This window comes from Citrobacter sp. Igbk 16 (assembly GCF_028069755.1).
In the GTDB taxonomy this organism is placed as follows: domain Bacteria; phylum Pseudomonadota; class Gammaproteobacteria; order Enterobacterales; family Enterobacteriaceae; genus Citrobacter.
Map to the genome: position 1 here is coordinate 173747 of NZ_JANEWJ010000001.1, position 17239 is coordinate 190985.

The window sequence follows — 17239 nt, forward strand, 5'->3', positions numbered from 1 at the left end:
GGATGGCTTATGCCGTCCCTTATTCCATACTGACGTCGAATATTTCCTTTCTGAATATAGATATGCTAAATCCTTACTTCCCCATACTTTCTCAACAGGTATGCTGAAGCGGTATCCCAATTTCATACAGTTAAGGACAGGCCATGAGTAAGATTTTTGAAGACAACTCGCTGACTATCGGTCATACGCCGCTGGTTCGACTGAACCGTATCGGTAACGGACGCATTCTGGCGAAGGTGGAGTCACGTAACCCGAGCTTCAGCGTCAAATGCCGTATCGGTGCCAATATGATTTGGGATGCCGAAAAACGTGGTGTACTGAAGCCGGGCGTTGAGTTGGTCGAACCGACCAGCGGTAACACCGGGATCGCGCTGGCCTACGTTGCTGCCGCCCGTGGTTACAAACTCACCCTGACGATGCCAGAAACCATGAGCATTGAGCGTCGCAAGTTGCTGAAGGCATTGGGTGCAAACCTGGTGCTTACCGAAGGCGCGAAAGGCATGAAGGGCGCGATTCAAAAGGCAGAAGAGATTGTTGCCAGCGACCCAGAAAAATTCCTGCTGCTTCAGCAATTCAGCAATCCGGCTAACCCGGAAATCCACGAGAAAACCACCGGACCGGAAATCTGGGAAGATACCGATGGTCAGGTTGATGTGTTTATCTCTGGCGTCGGTACCGGCGGTACGCTGACCGGGGTGACCCGCTACATTAAAGGGACCAAGGGCAAAACGGACCTCATCACCGTTGCCGTTGAGCCGACAGACTCGCCGGTTATCGCCCAGGCACTGGCGGGTGAAGAGCTGAAACCGGGTCCGCACAAAATTCAGGGCATTGGCGCAGGCTTCATTCCGGGTAACCTTGACCTGAAGCTTATCGATAAAGTGGTTGCCATCACCAATGATGAAGCTATTTCCACGGCGCGCCGCCTGATGGAAGAAGAAGGCATTCTGGCGGGTATCTCTTCAGGTGCTGCGGTTGCTGCTGCGCTTAAGCTCCAGGAAGATGAAACCTTTACCAATAAGAATATAGTGGTTATTCTACCGTCATCGGGTGAGCGTTATCTGAGCACAGCACTGTTTGCCGATCTCTTCACTGAGAAAGAACTGCAACAGTAATGCCAGCATGTTAAATACGCGTAAAAAAGCACCCTTTTGGGTGCTTTTTTGTGGCCTGCTTCAAAGTTTCAACCCACCTGGCATTGATTCAGCCCGCCGGAACTGGTATTTAACCAAACTAATTATTTTGATGCGCGAAATTAATCGTTACAGGAAAAGCGCTAGCTGAATCGATTTTATGATTTGGTTCAACTCTTCCTTTCGCGGCATAATGTTTAATGACGAACGAAACGTCAGCGGCAAGAAGTTGCCAGCAACGGATTGCACCGAACTCCTTTTGTGTCGCGTCCTGTTTACGTCGACGCTAACAATACAGGCTAAAGTTGAACCGCCAGGCTAGACTTTAGTTCCACAACACTAAACCTATAAGTTGGGGAAATATAATGTTCCAGCAAGAAGTTACCATTACCGCTCCGAACGGTCTGCATACTCGCCCTGCTGCTCAGTTTGTTAAAGAAGCAAAAGGCTTTACGTCTGAAATCACTGTGACTTCCAACGGCAAAAGCGCTAGCGCAAAAAGCCTGTTTAAGCTGCAGACTCTGGGCCTGACTCAGGGCACCGTTGTTACCCTTTCCGCAGAAGGCGAAGACGAGCAGAAAGCAGTTGAGCATCTGGTTAAACTGATGGCTGAACTCGAGTAAGTTCAACGAGTTCTTTTAAATATCAGTCACAAGTAAGGTAGGGTTATGATTTCAGGCATTTTAGCATCCCCGGGTATCGCTTTCGGCAAGGCACTGCTGCTGAAAGAAGACGAAATCGTCATTGACCGGAAAAAAATTTCTGCCGACAAGGTTGATCAGGAAGTTGAACGTTTTCTGAGCGGTCGTGCCAAGGCATCTGCGCAACTGGAAGCGATCAAAACCAAAGCTGGTGAAACATTCGGTGAAGAAAAAGAAGCCATCTTTGAAGGGCATATCATGCTGCTCGAAGATGAGGAGCTGGAGCAGGAAATCATAGCCCTGATTAAAGATAAGCACATGACGGCTGACGCAGCTGCGCATGAGATTATCGAAGGTCAGGCCACAGCCCTGGAAGAGCTGGATGATGAATACCTGAAAGAACGTGCGGCTGACGTACGTGACATCGGTAAACGCCTGCTGCGTAACATCCTGGGTCTGGCAATTATCGACCTGAGCGCTATCCAGGAAGAAGTTATCCTGGTTGCCGCTGACTTGACCCCGTCAGAAACCGCACAGCTGAACCTCGAGAAGGTGCTGGGTTTCATCACTGACGCAGGTGGACGTACCTCTCATACCTCAATCATGGCGCGTTCTTTGGAACTGCCTGCCATCGTAGGTACCGGTAGCGTCACCTCTCAGGTGAAAAACGACGACTATCTGATTCTGGATGCCGTAAACAATCAGGTTTACGTCAACCCAACTAACGACGTTATCGAACAACTGCGTGCCGTTCAGGAGCAAGTTGCTACCGAGAAAGCGGAACTCGCTAAGCTGAAAGATCTGCCCGCTATCACGCTGGACGGTCACCAGGTTGAAGTGTGTGCCAACATCGGTACCGTTCGTGACGTTGAAGGCGCTGAGCGTAACGGCGCTGAAGGCGTGGGTCTGTATCGTACCGAATTCCTGTTCATGGACCGTGAATCGCTGCCGACTGAAGAAGAACAGTTTGCTGCGTATAAAGCCGTTGCTGAAGCGTGTGGCTCTCAGGCGGTTATCGTACGTACCATGGACATCGGCGGCGATAAAGAACTGCCGTACATGAATTTCCCGAAAGAAGAGAACCCGTTCCTGGGTTGGCGTGCCGTGCGTATCGCGATGGATCGTAAAGAGATCCTGCGTGACCAGGTTCGCGCTATCCTGCGTGCCTCTGCTTTCGGCAAACTGCGCATCATGTTCCCGATGATTATCTCTGTTGAAGAAGTGCGTGCGCTGCGCAAAGAGATCGAAATCTACAAACAGGAACTGCGCGACGAAGGTAAAGCATTTGACGAAAGCATTGAGATTGGCGTGATGGTGGAAACACCAGCTGCGGCAACAATTGCACGTCATTTAGCCAAAGAAGTTGATTTCTTTAGTATCGGCACCAATGATTTAACGCAGTACACCCTGGCAGTTGACCGTGGTAATGATATGATTTCACACCTTTACCAACCGATGTCGCCATCTGTTCTGACGCTGATCAAGCAAGTTATTGATGCTTCTCATGCTGAAGGCAAATGGACCGGCATGTGTGGTGAGCTTGCAGGCGACGAACGTGCTACACTTCTGTTGCTGGGGATGGGTCTGGACGAGTTCTCTATGAGCGCCATTTCTATCCCGCGCATTAAGAAGATTATCCGTAACACGAACTTCGAAGATGCGAAGGTGTTAGCAGAGCAGGCTCTTGCTCAACCGACAACGGACGAGTTAATGACGCTGGTTAACAAGTTCATTGAAGAAAAAACAATCTGCTAATCCACGAGATGCGGCCCAATTTACTGCTTAGGAGAAGATCATGGGTTTGTTCGATAAACTGAAATCTCTGGTTTCTGATGATAAGAAAGACACCGGAACTATTGAGATTGTTGCTCCGCTCTCTGGCGAGATCGTCAACATCGAAGACGTGCCGGATGTAGTTTTTGCTGAAAAAATCGTTGGTGATGGTATTGCTATCAAGCCAACCGGTAACAAAATGGTTGCCCCTGTTGATGGCACCATCGGCAAAATCTTTGAAACCAACCATGCGTTCTCTATCGAATCTGATAGCGGCATTGAGCTGTTTGTTCACTTCGGTATTGATACCGTTGAACTGAAAGGCGAAGGCTTCAAGCGTATCGCTGAAGAAGGCCAGCGTGTGAAAGTGGGCGACCCGGTTATTGAATTCGATCTGCCGCTGCTGGAAGAGAAAGCCAAGTCTACCCTGACTCCGGTTGTTATCTCCAACATGGACGAAATCAAAGAACTGATCAAACTGTCCGGTAGCGTGACCGTGGGTGAAACTCCGGTTATCCGCATCAAGAAGTAATTCTTGCCGCAGGGAAGAATGGCGCCAGATGGCGCCATTTTTTTATCTAACGGACGTCAAAACCTGCCGGATGGTGCTACGCTTCTCCGGCCTACGAAAAACGCCGTAACGTAGGCCAGGTCAGGCGTATGTGCCGCCATCAGCATTAAATTTGTGAAGTAACCGGTCGGTAACACGCCTCGCGCATCAGGATTTTCATACCTTCCGGCCCGCTTTCCAGCATCCGCCGTTCCGAATCCGCCACTAGCAGTTCACAATCATAGCCACCGGCAATCCCAAACATGGCGCGCGCCACACAGATATCTTCCAGCGCCTCTGTTCCGCTGGTATCAAAATGTCCAACGATGCGTCCATGCTGACTAACCACCAGTCGATAACTCTTCATCGCGCCTCCCCTGCCGGTGGCAGAATTAACTCATCACAACCGCACAAGTGCGTCCATGTCATCACTTCCAGCACGCGCTGTGCAGCGTCGTGCGTGGCAGCGGTAAGTGGTTTTCCCAGCACGATACCACTCACCAGTTCAGCGCAGAACAGATCGCCGGTCCCCTTCAGGTCCGTTTTCACCCGCGGATGGGCTAGCACCTCAACCGTTTCAGCCGTCACGACTGCAACCTGAATGACCTCCTCGGTTTCTCCCGGTGCGCTGGTGATTACCACCCATTTCAGCGTATCGGTGAGCAGCGATTTGGCTGCCGATATCGCTTCATCCAGCGTGCGACACGGTTTACCGCTCAACATCTGCAGCTCAAACACATTTGGCGTCAGTCCCTGTGCCAGCGGTAGCAGATGTTTGCGATACGCCTCCGGTATTTCGGCCTTTACGTACATGCCGCTGTCCGTATCCCCAATCACCGGATCAACCAGAATACACAGATCCGGGTGGGTAGCCCGCACGGTCTCCAGCCACTGTGCCAGCAGAGCGATTTGTTCCGCACTGCCCATATACCCCGTGGTCACCGCTTTTAGCTCACGTAACGTATCGCGTTCATTTAAGGCGCGAAGATAGCCGCTAAACCAGTCGGCCGGGATAACACCGCCATAAAAAGTCTCATAATGCGGTGTATTGCTGAACAGTACCGTTGGGATCGCGGTGACGCGTAATCCCTGCGCTTTGATGGCCGGGACGGCGATGCTGTTACCTACGCTGCCATACACCACCTGTGACTGGACGGCGACGATATCGGTTTGTAGCGCCCGATGCTTGTCGTCGAAGAGCACTGACTGTATTTCACTCTCCTGCTGCATAAACTTCTCCTCTCGCTGGACAGCGGGCTATCGCCTCACTATTATCGTCATATGCTAAAATTCATTTTGTCATAGGTCAATAATGATCGACGGAAAAACCGCTAACGAAATTTTTGACAGTATTCGTCAACATGTCGCTACAGGCACCCTCGCCTCAGGCGAAACGCTTCCGCCAGTGCGCGAGCTGGCGACGACATTGAACGTCAACCGCAATACTGTCGCGGCGGCTTATAAACGACTGGTCACCTCCGGGCTGGCACTCAGTCTTGGGAGAAACGGGACGGTAATCAAAGGAATTTCCTCCCCTATCGCGCTGGAGGGAGGGAACCCGGATACCCCGCTTACCGACCTTTCCGGTGGTAACCCTGCGCCGACTTGTCTCCCCGATCTCAGTCGTTATTTCGCGCAAATAAATAAGAATCCACGTCTGTATGGCGATGCCGTCGTATCGCCTGAGCTTAAAACCTGGGCCACACGCTGGATGCAGGATGCCCTCCCTGGCGTGGGAGAAATTGATATCACCAGCGGTGCTATTGACGCTATTGAACGACTACTGTGCGCCCATTTATTGCCGGGCGATAGCGTCGCGGTAGAAGATCCCTGCTTTTTAAGTAGCATCAATATGTTGCGTTATGCGGGATTCTCAGCGAGCCCGGTCACCGTAGACAACGAAGGTATGCAACCCGACATGCTGGAGGTGGCGTTACAAAGAGGGGCGCGGGCAGTGATCCTGACGCCGCGGGCCCACAACCCAACGGGATGTAGCCTGAGCGCCTCACGCACCGCCCAGTTACAAAAAATCCTGGCCCGCTATCCGCAGGTGCTGGTGATTGTCGACGACCACTTTGCACTGCTGTCTGCATGCCGTTGGCACCCGGTGATTGCCACGCAAACCACGCACTGGGCAGTCGTCCGTTCAATGTCGAAAACATTAGGCCCGGATTTACGCCTTGCCATCGTTGCCAGCGATCCGGTCACTTCAGCAAAACTGCGGTTACGACTCAACGCCGGCAGTCAGTGGGTCAGCCATCTGCTTCAGGATTTGGCCTGCGCCTGCCTGAGTGACGAGGAGTATCAACGCAAGCTGGTCCAGACTCAGCGGTTTTACGCAACACAGCAGCAAAAACTGACCACCGCTCTCAGAGGATATGGCATTGATCTACCCGTCGGTGATGGTCTGAATCTGTGGCTGCCTCTGACACACCACAGTCAATCACTTGCTTTTGCCCTGGCAAAATCCGGTTGGCTGGTACGCGAAGGTGAGGTGTTTGGTGTGAATACACCATCGCACGGTCTGCGCATTACGCTGTCGACCTTGAACGACAGCGATATTCATAAGCTGGCGGCTGATATTCATCAGGCGCAAAAGCGCTAACAGGAGAGAAAAAGTGCGAGTTCATTTTGTTATTCATGAGTCTTTTGAATCTGCTGGCGCGTATCTGCCGTGGGCAGAACAGCGTGGCTATACCATCACCTGGTCACGGGTTTACGCCGGAGAATCGGTTCCTGCCAATGCTGATGGGTTCGATATGCTGGTCGTCTTTGGTGGCCCGCAGTCTCCACGCACCACGCTGGCAGAATGCCCGTATTTTGATTCTCAGGCCGAACAGCATCTGATCAATCAGGCGATTTCAGCACGCAAAATTGTGGTGGGGATCTGCTTAGGTTCACAGCTGATTGGCGAGGCGCTGGGCGCGAAGGTATGTCAAAGCCCGGAAAAAGAGATTGGTCACTATCCCATCACACTGACTGAAGCAGGTAAAGCGCACCCGCTGATCGCCCACTTTGGATCGCCGCTGATGGTCGGTCACTGGCACAACGATATGCCTGGATTAACCGATCAGGCGACAATTCTGGCGACAAGTGAAGGCTGTCCGAGACAAATCGTGCAATACGGTAATTTTATCTATGGCTTCCAGTGTCATATGGAATTCACCGCCGAGGCAATCGAGGGGCTGATTCAGCATTCGGAACAAGAGTTAGCAGAGGCCAGAGGAAAACGCTTTATCCGCTCTGTTGCTGAAATGCGCGAATGGGATTACCAGCAGATGAATGAAAAACTGTGGCAGTTCCTGGATAAACTGGTAGAGAACCGTAACGATTACTCATTGAAGGCCGGATAAAACACGCAACGTCTTATCCGGCGATCGTGTCGTGTGTTTGCCTGATGGCGCTACGCTTATCAGGCAAACAAATTAAATCCCTGCGCCCTGATTGAAGTGCTCTTCACCAAAAACGCCGGTCGAAAGGTAGCGATCGCCGCGATCGCAGATGATCGCCACCACCACAGCGCCGGGTGTAGCACGCGCCACGCGTAACGCCCCCGCTACCGCGCCGCCAGAACTGACACCGCAGAAAATGCCTTCACGAACCGCCAGCTCACGCATGGTGTTTTCTGCATCATTCTGATGAATATCCAGCACCTCATCCACCAGCGAGGCGTTAAAAATGCCCGGCATATACTCCGCAGGCCAGCGGCGAATCCCCGGAATACTGCTGCCCTCTTCCGGCTGCAGACCGACAATCGTCACCGGTTTAGCCTGTTCACGCAGAAAACGAGATACGCCGGTAATGGTGCCGGTCGTGCCCATGCTGGAGACGAAATGGGTAATGCGTCCGGACGTTTGCTGCCAGATTTCCGGGCCGGTTGTGGTGTAATGCGCATACGGGTTATCAGGATTGTTAAACTGATCGAGCAACTTACCTTCGCCACGTTGGGCCATTTCCAGTGCTAAGTCACGCGCCCCTTCCATGCCCTGCTCTTTGGTCACCAGTATCAGTTCAGCCCCGTAAGCCCGCATCGCCGCACGTCGCTCCTGACTCATGTTGTCAGGCATAAGCAGCTTCATGCGATAACCTTTCAGCGCGGCGATCATCGCCAGCGCGATGCCGGTATTCCCGCTGGTTGCTTCAATCAGTACATCGCCCGGCTTAATTTCTCCGCGTTTCTCCGCTTCGACAATCATCGACAGCGCAGCCCTGTCTTTCACCGATCCCGCGGGATTATTCCCTTCCAGTTTGACCCAAATTTCACTGCCGTTTTCCGGCGCAAGACGCTGCAGTTTAACCAGAGGCGTATTGCCAATCGTTTGTTCTAATGTGTTCACGTTTTCAGCTCAATAAAATGCCGGGTGGCGCTACGCTTACCCGGCCTACAGGTCATGCTTTAGCCCGTAGGCCCGGTATGCGCAGCGCCACCGGGGAATAACTATGCGAATTAACCTATCAGGCCGATTGCGCCAGGGCAAGTTCCGCTTCACGCGTTTCAATGCGCTGGTCACCGTTGTACAGACGTGCATTTTGCAGCCCAACAAACAGGCGTTCGCCACGAGCAGGGGAATCGTCTCCCTGCATGACCACTGTCAGCGGTTCGTTATACCACCCCAGTGGTTGCACAACTAATTGGGTGTAGTGACCTTTCGGGCTGGCTTCCAGCACCTGTACCGGCAACGGGGAATCCAGGCTGGTACGACGGCTCACATCCACTTCCCACGGACGCAGGAACAGATCAACCGGCCCTTGATACGCTGGCGTATAGCCCAATGGCCAACGGTGTGCGCCAACATGGAACTGTCCGCCACGAATCGTCCCCTGCAGGCGGTTAACCTCACCCATAAATTCCAGCACAAAGCGGGTTGCCGGTTCACGCCAGACCTGGTCCGGCGCATCGGCTTGTTCAATATGTCCCTGGCTCATTACCACCACGCGATCGGCCACTTCCGTTGCTTCTTCCTGGTCGTGGGTAACAAACACGCTGGTGAATTTCAGTTCTTCGTGCAACTGACGCAACCAACGACGCAACTCTTTACGAACCTGAGCATCAAGTGCACCAAACGGCTCATCGAGTAGCAGGATCTGCGGTTCCACCGCTAACGCTCGAGCCAGCGCCACACGCTGTTTTTGCCCGCCGGAAAGCTGCGCCGGAAAACGATCCGCCAGATGGGCAAGCTGCACCATCTCCAGCAATTTGGTGACTTTCGCCTTAATGGCCGCCGCGTTTGGACGCTCGCGACGCGGTAAGACCGTCAGCCCAAAGGCGATATTGTCGAAAACGGTCATATGGCGAAACAGCGCATAATGCTGAAAGACGAAGCCAACTTTACGATCACGCGCATGTAAACGACTGACGTCAGTACCATGAAAGCGAATATGCCCGCTGGACTGATGTTCCAGCCCGGCAATAATTCGCAGCAGCGTCGTTTTACCCGAACCGGAGGGTCCCAGCAGCGCGACCATCTGACCTGAAGGAATATCCAGCGAGATATCGTTCAGCACCTGGGTGCGACCAAAAGACTTCTTAATATTGGCAATCTCAATGCTCATGATTTTCCTCCTGCTGCGCGCGTTTTTCCTGGTTCTCCAGGCGCCATTGCAGCATGCTCTTCAAAAACAGGGTAATAATCGCCATCAGCGTTAACAACGCCGCTGCGGTAAAGGAGCCGACAGTGTTGTAATCCTGCTCCAGTAATTCAATCTGCAATGGCAATGACAAGGTTTCGCCGCGAATCGAACCAGACACCACCGACACCGCACCAAACTCACCAATCGCACGGGCATTGGTCAACACCACACCGTACAGCAATGCCCAACGGATATTCGGCAGCGTCACGCGTCGGAACATCTGCCAGCCGGACGCGCCAAGCAGCACAGCCGCTTCATCTTCATTACTGCCCTGGCTTAACATCACCGGCACCAGTTCGCGCACCACAAACGGACAGGTTACAAAGACCGTAACCAGCACCATGCCTGGCCAGGCAAACATGATTTGCAGGTTATGTTCATCCAGCCAACCGCCGAGTGGGCCGTTAGAGCCGTAAAACAGCAGATAGACCAGACCGGCGACCACCGGCGAGACAGCAAACGGAATATCCAGTAGCGTCAGCAACAGCTGGCGACCCGGAAAGTTAAAGCGGGTCACCAGCCAGGCCAGCAAGACACCAAACACCAGGTTCACTGGCACTGCGATCAGTGCAATCAACACCGTAAGCCAGATGGCATGCAGCATGTCCGGGTTAGCCAGATTCTGTAATACCGGCAGTAACCCCTTACTGAATGCCTGCACGAAGATATAGATCATCGGCACCAGCAAAATAAACGCGGACACCAGCATGCCCGTGCCAATCAGAAACCATTTACCCCAGTTGATGCGGGGCGCCCCATAGTGTTTCAATTGGGTAATGTCTGCCATCAGTGACCTACCACGCGTCGACCAAAGCGACTCTGCAGGGTGTTAATCGAAAACAGCAGCAACAACGAAGCCCCAAGGATTACTGACGCAATCGCACTAGCGGCTGGGTAGTCAAACTCCTGCAAGCGAACAAAAATCATCAGTGAGGTGACTTCCGTTTTCCACGCAATATTCCCGGCGATAAAGATAACCGCGCCAAATTCGCCTAAACTACGGGTGAACGACAGCGCCACGCCCGCCACCAGCGCAGGAGACAGCTCCGGCAGCACCACTTTGCGGAAACTCTGCCAACGCGTAGCACCCAGCGTCTCCGCCGCTTCTTCATACTCCGGACCTAACTCTTCCAGCACCGGCTGTACGGTACGTACCACAAACGGAATGCTGGTAAAGGCCATTGCCACCGCGATACCCAGCCAGGTGTAAGTGACCTTAATATCCAGTTTCGCCAGCCATTCGCCGTAGAAACCGTTAACCGAAAACAGTGACGCCAGCGTCAGACCCGCTACCGCCGTAGGCAGCGCAAACGGCAGGTCCATCAGCGCATCCAGCAGCGTGCGGCCCGGAAAACGATAGCGGGTTAAGATCCACGCCATCAACAGACCAAACACGCCGTTAAAAATCGACGCCACAAATGCTGACAGCAGCGTGACTTTATAGGCCGCCACGACCTGCGGGTTAGTGATCACATCCCAATATTGCGCCCAGCTCATTTGCGCCAGTTGCATTACCAGCGCACTAAGCGGTAACAGCAATATCAGGCACACAAACAGTAAGCTGGTACCCAGACTTAAGGTAAAGCCGGGCAGCACGCGTCGGGAAGAAACAGCAAACATTTACTTGCGCCCCGCCGCCAACAGTTTGTCCAGCTCACCGCCGCTGACAAAGTGTGTTTTCATCACTTCAGGCCAGGAGCCGAACTTGTCTTCTACGCGGAACAATTCAGTCTGCGGGAATTTATCTTGCAGCTTGTCCATGACCTGTGGGTTATTCACACGGTAGTAATAGTCGGTGATGATGGTTTGTGCCTGCGGGCTGTACAGCCAGTTCAGATAGGCTTTAGCCGCTTTCTCTGTCCCGTTGGCCTGCACATTCTTATCTACCCAGGCAACCGGGAACTCGGCAAGAATATTGGTTTTCGGAATAACAACCTCAAAACCCTGCGCTTCATACTGCTTGCGAATGTTATTCACTTCCGACTCGAAGCTGATCAATACGTCACCGAGCCCGCGCTCGGCAAAAGTGGTGGTCGCGCCACGGCCGCCGGTATCAAACACTTCGACATTTTGCAGGAACTGGGTCATGAACTGTTCGGTTTTGGCTTTATCGCCGCCGTCTGCTTTATCCGCAGCGCCCCACGCCGCTAAATAGGTGTAGCGCGCATTCCCGGACGTTTTCGGGTTAGGGAAGATAAGCTTGACGTCAGAACGAACAAGGTCATTCCAGTCGTGAATATTTTTAGGGTTTCCTTTACGCACCAGGAATCCCATTGTGGAATAGAACGGTGAACTGTTGTTCGGCAGGCGAGTTTGCCAGTCGGCCGGGATCAACTTGCCTTTGTCGTGCAGGATTTGCACGTCGGTCACCTGGTTATAGGTCACCACATCGGCTTTCAGTCCCTGTAAAATCGCCAGCGCCTGTTTTGATGACCCGGCATGAGATTGCTTTATCGTCAGTTTATCGCCGCCGTTATCCTTCGCCCATTGCTGTTCAAACGGGGGATTAAGGGCGGCAAACAGCTCGCGAGACACATCGTATGAGCTGTTCAACAGCTCTGTTGCCTGCGCCTGCCCCATCACCAGCAGCAGCGCCGCCAGCGTCAGCGTTCTTTTTTTCAGTAAGTTAACGGCCATTGCGCACCCTTATAAATTTAATGACTTTCTTATGGTCATCATATTTATAACCGGCACTAAAGGAGTAACGGTTTTATATACCGTTTGATGATTTGAAAGTTGAAAAGAGAATAAGAGCTTATCCCAGTAGGTGTAATTGTTGCAGGCAGTTTGGACACGGACAGCGCGGAAAAACCGGAGCGTACACGAAGTACGTGAGGATTTTGAGCACTGCCCAGGGCCAAACTGGCAAATAAAATAGCCTAATGGGCTAGCGCTAAGGGGTACCTCCTCCCCAGGTTCACCAGGGAGGAGACAGGCATCAATCAGATGCCGACGCTAACGCTTTCCGGCAGTGTGCTGCCGCCATCAATCACGTTTTGCGTGCCAGTTAAGTAGCTGGATTCATCCGACGCCAGGAACGCCGCCAGTTCACCCACTTCAAGCGGGCAGGCCAGACGGCGCATTGGAATCGCTTTCGCCATGTCGACTAAAACCGATTCAGGATCGTCCGGGTTAGACTGACGTGCAATACTTTCCGCCATTGGCGTACGAACGTAGCCTGGGCAAATTGCATTTACACGAATCCCCGATTGCGCGTATTCAACCGCCAGGGACTTAGTTAAGCCGATAATAGCGGCTTTCGACAGCGCATACGCAGTTTCACCCGGGTCGGCTACCATATCGCCTGTTACCGATGACATCATCACGATGCGCCCGTCTTTGCGCGCAATCATCTCCGGCAGAACGGCCTTCGTCACGTTCCAGACGCCTTTAATGTTGACATCAATGTGGAAGTCGCGATCTTCATCGCTCATTTCAAGGAAGTTGCCAAGGCGACATACGCCTGCATTGTTGACCAGAATGTCGATTTTGCCTTCAATTTTCTTCGCGCGTTTTACCGCTTCCGTGACCGACGCAAAATCTCTGACGTCTGCGTGAACCGCTGTGCAGCGATGCCCGCGCCCAGCCAGTTCATCCGCCAGCTTTTCAATCTCATCGGAGATATCCAGCAGGATTAAGTTCGCGCCATGGCGGGCAAACGTTCTGGCGATCCCCTCGCCAATACCCTGAGATGCGCCCGTAATCAATGCTGTTTTGCCCGTGAGTTTTCCCATTTCAATATTCTCCTTTTGAATATGAAGCCTTCGCTTCATTCACGCAGAAGATACAGCATTAACAAATTCATGCTGAGGAATAGCTCACTAAATCAGGTTAATTTAAGGTAAAAAAAATCCCCGTCGGGGCGGGGATTTTCAATTCGATGACAGATAAGAACGCGGTAGGCCCGGTAAGCGTTAGCGCCACCAGGCAATACCGGGATTACAGCGCCATCAGTCGATCCAGCGATGGTGCAAAGTAATAGCCACCGGTGACCGGTTTGGTAAAGCGCAGCATCGCGTCACGTTTGCCGTCGGTATCACCAAACATGCTCAGCAGTTGCTGCTCAATATTGTGCAGACGCGCACAGTACGCGCAGAAATAGAGACCATGCGTGCCGCTGGCTGTACCGTATGGCAGGCTCTGACGAACAATTTTCAGACCCTTGCCATCTTCTTTCAGATCCACACGGCTCAGGTGGGATGTTACCGGACGATCGTCACCATCGATCTCTTCGTTGGCTTCCTTGGTGCGGCCAATCATCATTTCCTGATCGTGAATACTCATGCGGTTCAGTTGCTTCAGGTTATGTTCCCAACGCTGCACGAATACATAGCTGCCGCCAGCATCGACGCCATCTTTAATAACAGCGACTTCACGACGCGTTTCTTCACCCGCCGGGTTTTCAGTGCCATCAACAAAGCCACTGAGATCACGCTCTTCCACCCAGCGGAAACCGTGGATCTCTTCTTTGACATCGATGCAGTCGCCAAACGCTTCCATGGCCGCCTGCGCAACGGAGAAGTTCACGTCATGGCGCAGCGAGAGAATATGGATCAATACGTCATACTGGGTCGCCGGAGCCAGGCCTTTACCGTAAGGGATGAAGTCCTTCAGCTCTTCCGCGCCCACGCCGCCGCTCAGCGTGCGCCAGGTGTTGTTGCCAAAAGCGACTACCGCGCCCAGATGCGCATCCGGGAATTTCGCTTCAAAGGTCGCCAGCTTATCGGCAAATGTTTTGCTGGCCGCTCGCAGAGCCTCAACATCACCTTTTACATTGGCTTCAATCCAAATCGCCGCACGGCAATGTTCTGGCAAAATGCCACTCTGAACCTGAGACATTGTTCCTCCTGAAAAAAAGCTGCCACGACATCGTGGCATTGATGGGCGTTATTCTACCTGTTTTTTTAGTAAGTCGATTTGTTCAGACGCAAATTAACGCCGCCAGATAATTTTGCTTACTTTCCACGTTTTCAGCGTGTCGTCCGACGGCATTAAGCCCTCAGGCCCGCTCCATTCGCCAGAAAAAATATAGCTAATGTGCTGACTTCCTTCAGCTTTACATTCAACGTTCTCGCTATCATCACCGGTTGCTTTCTGACAATTACCGAAGGCTTTAGTGTAAAGGTCGCTAAACGGTGTACCGATTTCGACACCCGAGGCTGATGCGATATTGCTGTCCAATACATCAATGCGACTGATGGTTCCCTGGTCGCCATTGATCACCATTGCCAGTTTGTCACCTTTCATCACCTCAAAAAAGCGCACGACATTGCCGTTATTGGTTTTCATCCCACTACGCAGGCGATAATCGCCATCCAGCGCATCAGCAATGGTCTTTTCATCCAATGTCGTCGCGCCCGTGAGTTTTCCCACGCCTTGCTCAGTGACCTCGGTCGAAGAACCAAACCAGTTCCACGGATTAGCGGCAGACCAGTTCACCGATGAGAGGGTTGAACACCCGGTCAGCACCAGCGGTATCGCGCATAACGTCAAACGCAGTGATTTCATTTCACTTCCTTCCATATTTATCAACGCTGCTTTGAGTCCGGTTTCACTAAAAAGTGCCGTTATTCTTTCTCGGGGGAAAAACAGGCACGCAAACGTTGATTGGTTAACAGCCAGACCAGCGCGACAATATCCGCCACCAGCAGCGCCAGACCAACGCCGTTGACAGGATCGCCTGCCAACCACAGCATCGGCTGCCAGCAGAGCAGCGCCAGTTGAGCCAGAATCAGTAATCCGCGCAGCCTGTGCCACAAAACGGGAAACGCGGAACGCCGCCCGCTGAGTAAAAACGCCAGCACGGCCGGAACGCCGGGAAGTAACCCCAGCCAGAACGCGTCATGATCGGGATAAAACAAATTCAGCAACGTGTTGCCTTGATCGCGGGAAGAACCCGCAATCACAAACAACACCCAGGTACGCGCCTGGAGCAGCAGCACGCACCAGAACAGAAATGGCAGGCGCAGACGCCCATGACCGTCATAGTCGGCGGGATGGAACTCAGTACTCTTCATCTTCGATTAAACGTTTACCCAGATTGAGTACATCTGCATGTTCATAGCCCAGACGCTCATACATACCCAGCACAACGTCATTATCGTCACGTACCATGATTTGAATCTTCGGACAACCGCGGGCAATGAGCTTTTTCTCCAGTCGGTTCAGCAGCGCATTAGCAATACCACGCCCCCTGAACTCAGGATGCACGCCAAGGTAATAGGCGGAACCACGATGACCGTCATAGCCCCCCATCACTGTGCCGACAACTTCGCCGTTCACTTCTGCGACCAGAAACAAGCTGACGTCATGATTAACTTTGCGTTCAATGTCCATTTCCGGGTCATTCCATGGACGCAGCAGATCACAGCGCTCCCAGAGGGTGATCACCTCTTCGAAATCTTCCTGGCGAAATACGCGTATTTCCATGGTATTAGTTTCCTTTTCAGGACGTTAAAAAGCGATTATGGCGCGAACCACTGATTTAGCCAATATCTGACGCGAAGCGACGGAAAAAATGGCATAATACGGAATTGTCACGTATTGAAATGAAAAGTAAAACAATTCTTATCCCGATCCGTCGCAACGGACTACGCGATACGATATAACGTCTGGAACCTTTTTTTACAACTCAGGCCGTATGAGCACTTTTAAACCACTAAAAACTCTCACATCGCGCCGCCAGGTGCTGAAAGCTGGGCTGGCAGCCCTGACGCTGTCCGGCATGTCGCAAGCCATCGCAAAGGAAGAAACGCTAAAGACCAGTAATGGTCACAGCAAACCGAAAGCCAAAAAAGCGGGTGCTAAGCGTGTTGTTGTTCTTGACCCAGGACACGGTGGTATTGATACCGGAGCAATTGGCCGCAACGGCTCGAAAGAAAAACACGTGGTGCTGGCGATTGCCAAGAATGTACGCTCGATTCTGCGCAATGAAGGAATTGATGCACGCCTGACCCGCTCTGGCGATACCTTCATTCCACTGTACGATCGCGTTGAGATTGCCCACAAGCACGGTGCCGATCTGTTTATGTCGATTCACGCCGACGGCTTCACCAATCCGAGCGCGGCGGGGGCATCGGTCTTCGCCCTGTCCAATCGCGGTGCCAGTAGCGCCATGGCGAAGTACCTGTCCGATCGTGAAAACCGTGCCGATGAAGTCGCAGGTAAAAAGGCCACCGATAAAGACCATTTATTGCAGCAGGTACTGTTCGATTTGTTACAAACCGACACCATTAAAAACAGCCTGACGCTCGGTTCGCACATTCTTAAGAAAATCAAGCCAGTACACCGCTTGCACAGTCGCAGCACGGAACAAGCCGCGTTCGTGGTACTAAAATCACCGTCAATTCCTTCGGTACTGGTCGAAACGTCATTCATCACCAACCCGGAAGAAGAACGGTTACTGGGCACAACGGCATTTCGCCAGAAAATCGCCACCGCTATCGCCAATGGCATCATCAGCTATTTCCACTGGTTTGATAATCAGAAAGCACATTCGAAGAAACGTTAAT

At 52.5% G+C, this 17239-nt stretch carries 19 protein-coding genes; 7 read left to right on the forward strand and 12 right to left on the reverse strand.

Annotated elements, in window-relative coordinates; translation table 11 throughout:
- The first annotated feature begins 143 nt into the window (after positions 1 to 143).
- The 4 genes from cysK to crr all read left to right on the forward strand — a co-directional run bounded on the left by cysK (position 144) and on the right by crr (position 4079).
- A complete protein-coding gene (cysK, locus tag NNO03_RS00830; protein WP_003038091.1) occupies positions 144 to 1115 on the forward strand; it encodes a cysteine synthase A in 972 nt (323 codons plus the stop codon).
- Positions 1116 to 1498: 383 nt separating this feature from the next.
- Complete coding sequence (ptsH, locus tag NNO03_RS00835; protein ID WP_002913505.1) at positions 1499 to 1756, forward strand: phosphocarrier protein Hpr; 258 nt, start codon at positions 1499 to 1501, stop codon at positions 1754 to 1756.
- A gap of 45 nt (positions 1757 to 1801) precedes the next feature.
- Positions 1802 to 3529: a phosphoenolpyruvate-protein phosphotransferase PtsI gene (gene ptsI, locus NNO03_RS00840; protein ID WP_005121951.1), complete on the forward strand. Its 1728-nt coding sequence runs from the start codon at positions 1802 to 1804 to the stop codon at positions 3527 to 3529.
- A 40-nt stretch (positions 3530 to 3569) separates the two neighbouring features.
- Positions 3570 to 4079: a PTS glucose transporter subunit IIA gene (gene crr, locus NNO03_RS00845; RefSeq protein ID WP_000522253.1), complete on the forward strand. Its 510-nt coding sequence runs from the start codon at positions 3570 to 3572 to the stop codon at positions 4077 to 4079.
- Between the two features lie 145 nt (positions 4080 to 4224).
- On the opposite strand, the gene NNO03_RS00850 is transcribed toward crr, so the two are convergent.
- Both NNO03_RS00850 and pdxK read right to left on the reverse strand, forming a co-directional pair.
- Positions 4225 to 4464, reverse strand: a complete 240-nt coding sequence (locus tag NNO03_RS00850; protein ID WP_137384723.1) for a cytoplasmic protein — start codon at positions 4462 to 4464, stop codon at positions 4225 to 4227.
- Positions 4461 to 5327, reverse strand: coding sequence for a pyridoxine/pyridoxal/pyridoxamine kinase (gene pdxK / locus NNO03_RS00855; protein ID WP_271448571.1), 867 nt, complete (start codon positions 5325 to 5327; stop codon positions 4461 to 4463). Before pdxK ends, NNO03_RS00850 begins: the two co-directional genes overlap by 4 nt.
- A gap of 82 nt (positions 5328 to 5409) precedes the next feature.
- Here pdxK and ptsJ point away from each other — a divergent pair, with 82 nt between their 5' ends.
- Both ptsJ and NNO03_RS00865 read left to right on the forward strand, forming a co-directional pair.
- On the forward strand, positions 5410 to 6702 hold the full coding sequence (gene ptsJ, locus NNO03_RS00860; protein WP_271448572.1) for a transcriptional regulator PtsJ: 1293 nt from the start codon (positions 5410 to 5412) through the stop codon (positions 6700 to 6702).
- A 13-nt stretch (positions 6703 to 6715) separates the two neighbouring features.
- Positions 6716 to 7450 carry a type 1 glutamine amidotransferase gene (locus NNO03_RS00865; protein ID WP_271448573.1) on the forward strand — a complete coding sequence of 245 codons (735 nt, stop codon included), beginning with the start codon at positions 6716 to 6718 and terminating at the stop codon, positions 7448 to 7450.
- A gap of 72 nt (positions 7451 to 7522) precedes the next feature.
- Here NNO03_RS00865 and cysM read toward each other — a convergent pair whose 3' ends face one another.
- The 10 genes from cysM to NNO03_RS00915 all read right to left on the reverse strand — a co-directional run bounded on the left by cysM (position 7523) and on the right by NNO03_RS00915 (position 16157).
- Positions 7523 to 8434 carry a cysteine synthase CysM gene (gene cysM, locus NNO03_RS00870; RefSeq protein WP_271440188.1) on the reverse strand — a complete coding sequence of 304 codons (912 nt, stop codon included), beginning with the start codon at positions 8432 to 8434 and terminating at the stop codon, positions 7523 to 7525.
- A gap of 118 nt (positions 8435 to 8552) precedes the next feature.
- On the reverse strand, positions 8553 to 9650 hold the full coding sequence (cysA, locus tag NNO03_RS00875; RefSeq protein WP_137384728.1) for a sulfate/thiosulfate ABC transporter ATP-binding protein CysA: 1098 nt from the start codon (positions 9648 to 9650) through the stop codon (positions 8553 to 8555).
- The gene (gene cysW, locus NNO03_RS00880) at positions 9640 to 10515 is read right to left on the reverse strand and encodes a sulfate/thiosulfate ABC transporter permease CysW (RefSeq protein WP_271440186.1); all 876 of its coding nucleotides are present in this window, start codon (positions 10513 to 10515) and stop codon (positions 9640 to 9642) included. The genes cysA and cysW overlap by 11 nt, the downstream gene beginning before the upstream one ends.
- Entirely contained in the window at positions 10515 to 11348 is an 834-nt protein-coding gene (gene cysT, locus NNO03_RS00885; RefSeq protein ID WP_003038061.1) for a sulfate/thiosulfate ABC transporter permease CysT, read from the reverse strand. The genes cysW and cysT overlap by 1 nt, the downstream gene beginning before the upstream one ends.
- Entirely contained in the window at positions 11349 to 12365 is a 1017-nt protein-coding gene (gene cysP / locus NNO03_RS00890; protein WP_271448574.1) for a thiosulfate/sulfate ABC transporter substrate-binding protein CysP, read from the reverse strand.
- Positions 12366 to 12670: 305 nt separating this feature from the next.
- On the reverse strand, positions 12671 to 13462 hold the full coding sequence (gene ucpA / locus NNO03_RS00895; protein WP_271440184.1) for an SDR family oxidoreductase UcpA: 792 nt from the start codon (positions 13460 to 13462) through the stop codon (positions 12671 to 12673).
- Between the two features lie 205 nt (positions 13463 to 13667).
- Positions 13668 to 14567 (reverse strand): porphyrinogen peroxidase, encoded by a 900-nt coding sequence (gene yfeX, locus NNO03_RS00900; RefSeq protein ID WP_271448575.1) that lies wholly within the window; start codon positions 14565 to 14567, stop codon positions 13668 to 13670.
- 93 nt (positions 14568 to 14660) lie between these two features.
- On the reverse strand, positions 14661 to 15236 hold the full coding sequence (locus NNO03_RS00905) for an RpoE-regulated lipoprotein (protein ID WP_271448576.1): 576 nt from the start codon (positions 15234 to 15236) through the stop codon (positions 14661 to 14663).
- Between the two features lie 59 nt (positions 15237 to 15295).
- Complete coding sequence (locus NNO03_RS00910) at positions 15296 to 15745, reverse strand: DUF2919 domain-containing protein (protein ID WP_271448577.1); 450 nt, start codon at positions 15743 to 15745, stop codon at positions 15296 to 15298.
- Complete coding sequence (locus NNO03_RS00915; RefSeq protein WP_045445951.1) at positions 15732 to 16157, reverse strand: GNAT family acetyltransferase; 426 nt, start codon at positions 16155 to 16157, stop codon at positions 15732 to 15734. Before NNO03_RS00915 ends, NNO03_RS00910 begins: the two co-directional genes overlap by 14 nt.
- A 211-nt stretch (positions 16158 to 16368) precedes the next feature.
- On the opposite strand from NNO03_RS00915, the gene amiA reads away from it, so the two are divergent.
- Positions 16369 to 17238, forward strand: a complete 870-nt coding sequence (amiA, locus tag NNO03_RS00920) for an N-acetylmuramoyl-L-alanine amidase AmiA (protein WP_271448578.1) — start codon at positions 16369 to 16371, stop codon at positions 17236 to 17238.
- Position 17239: the final 1 nt, after the last annotated feature.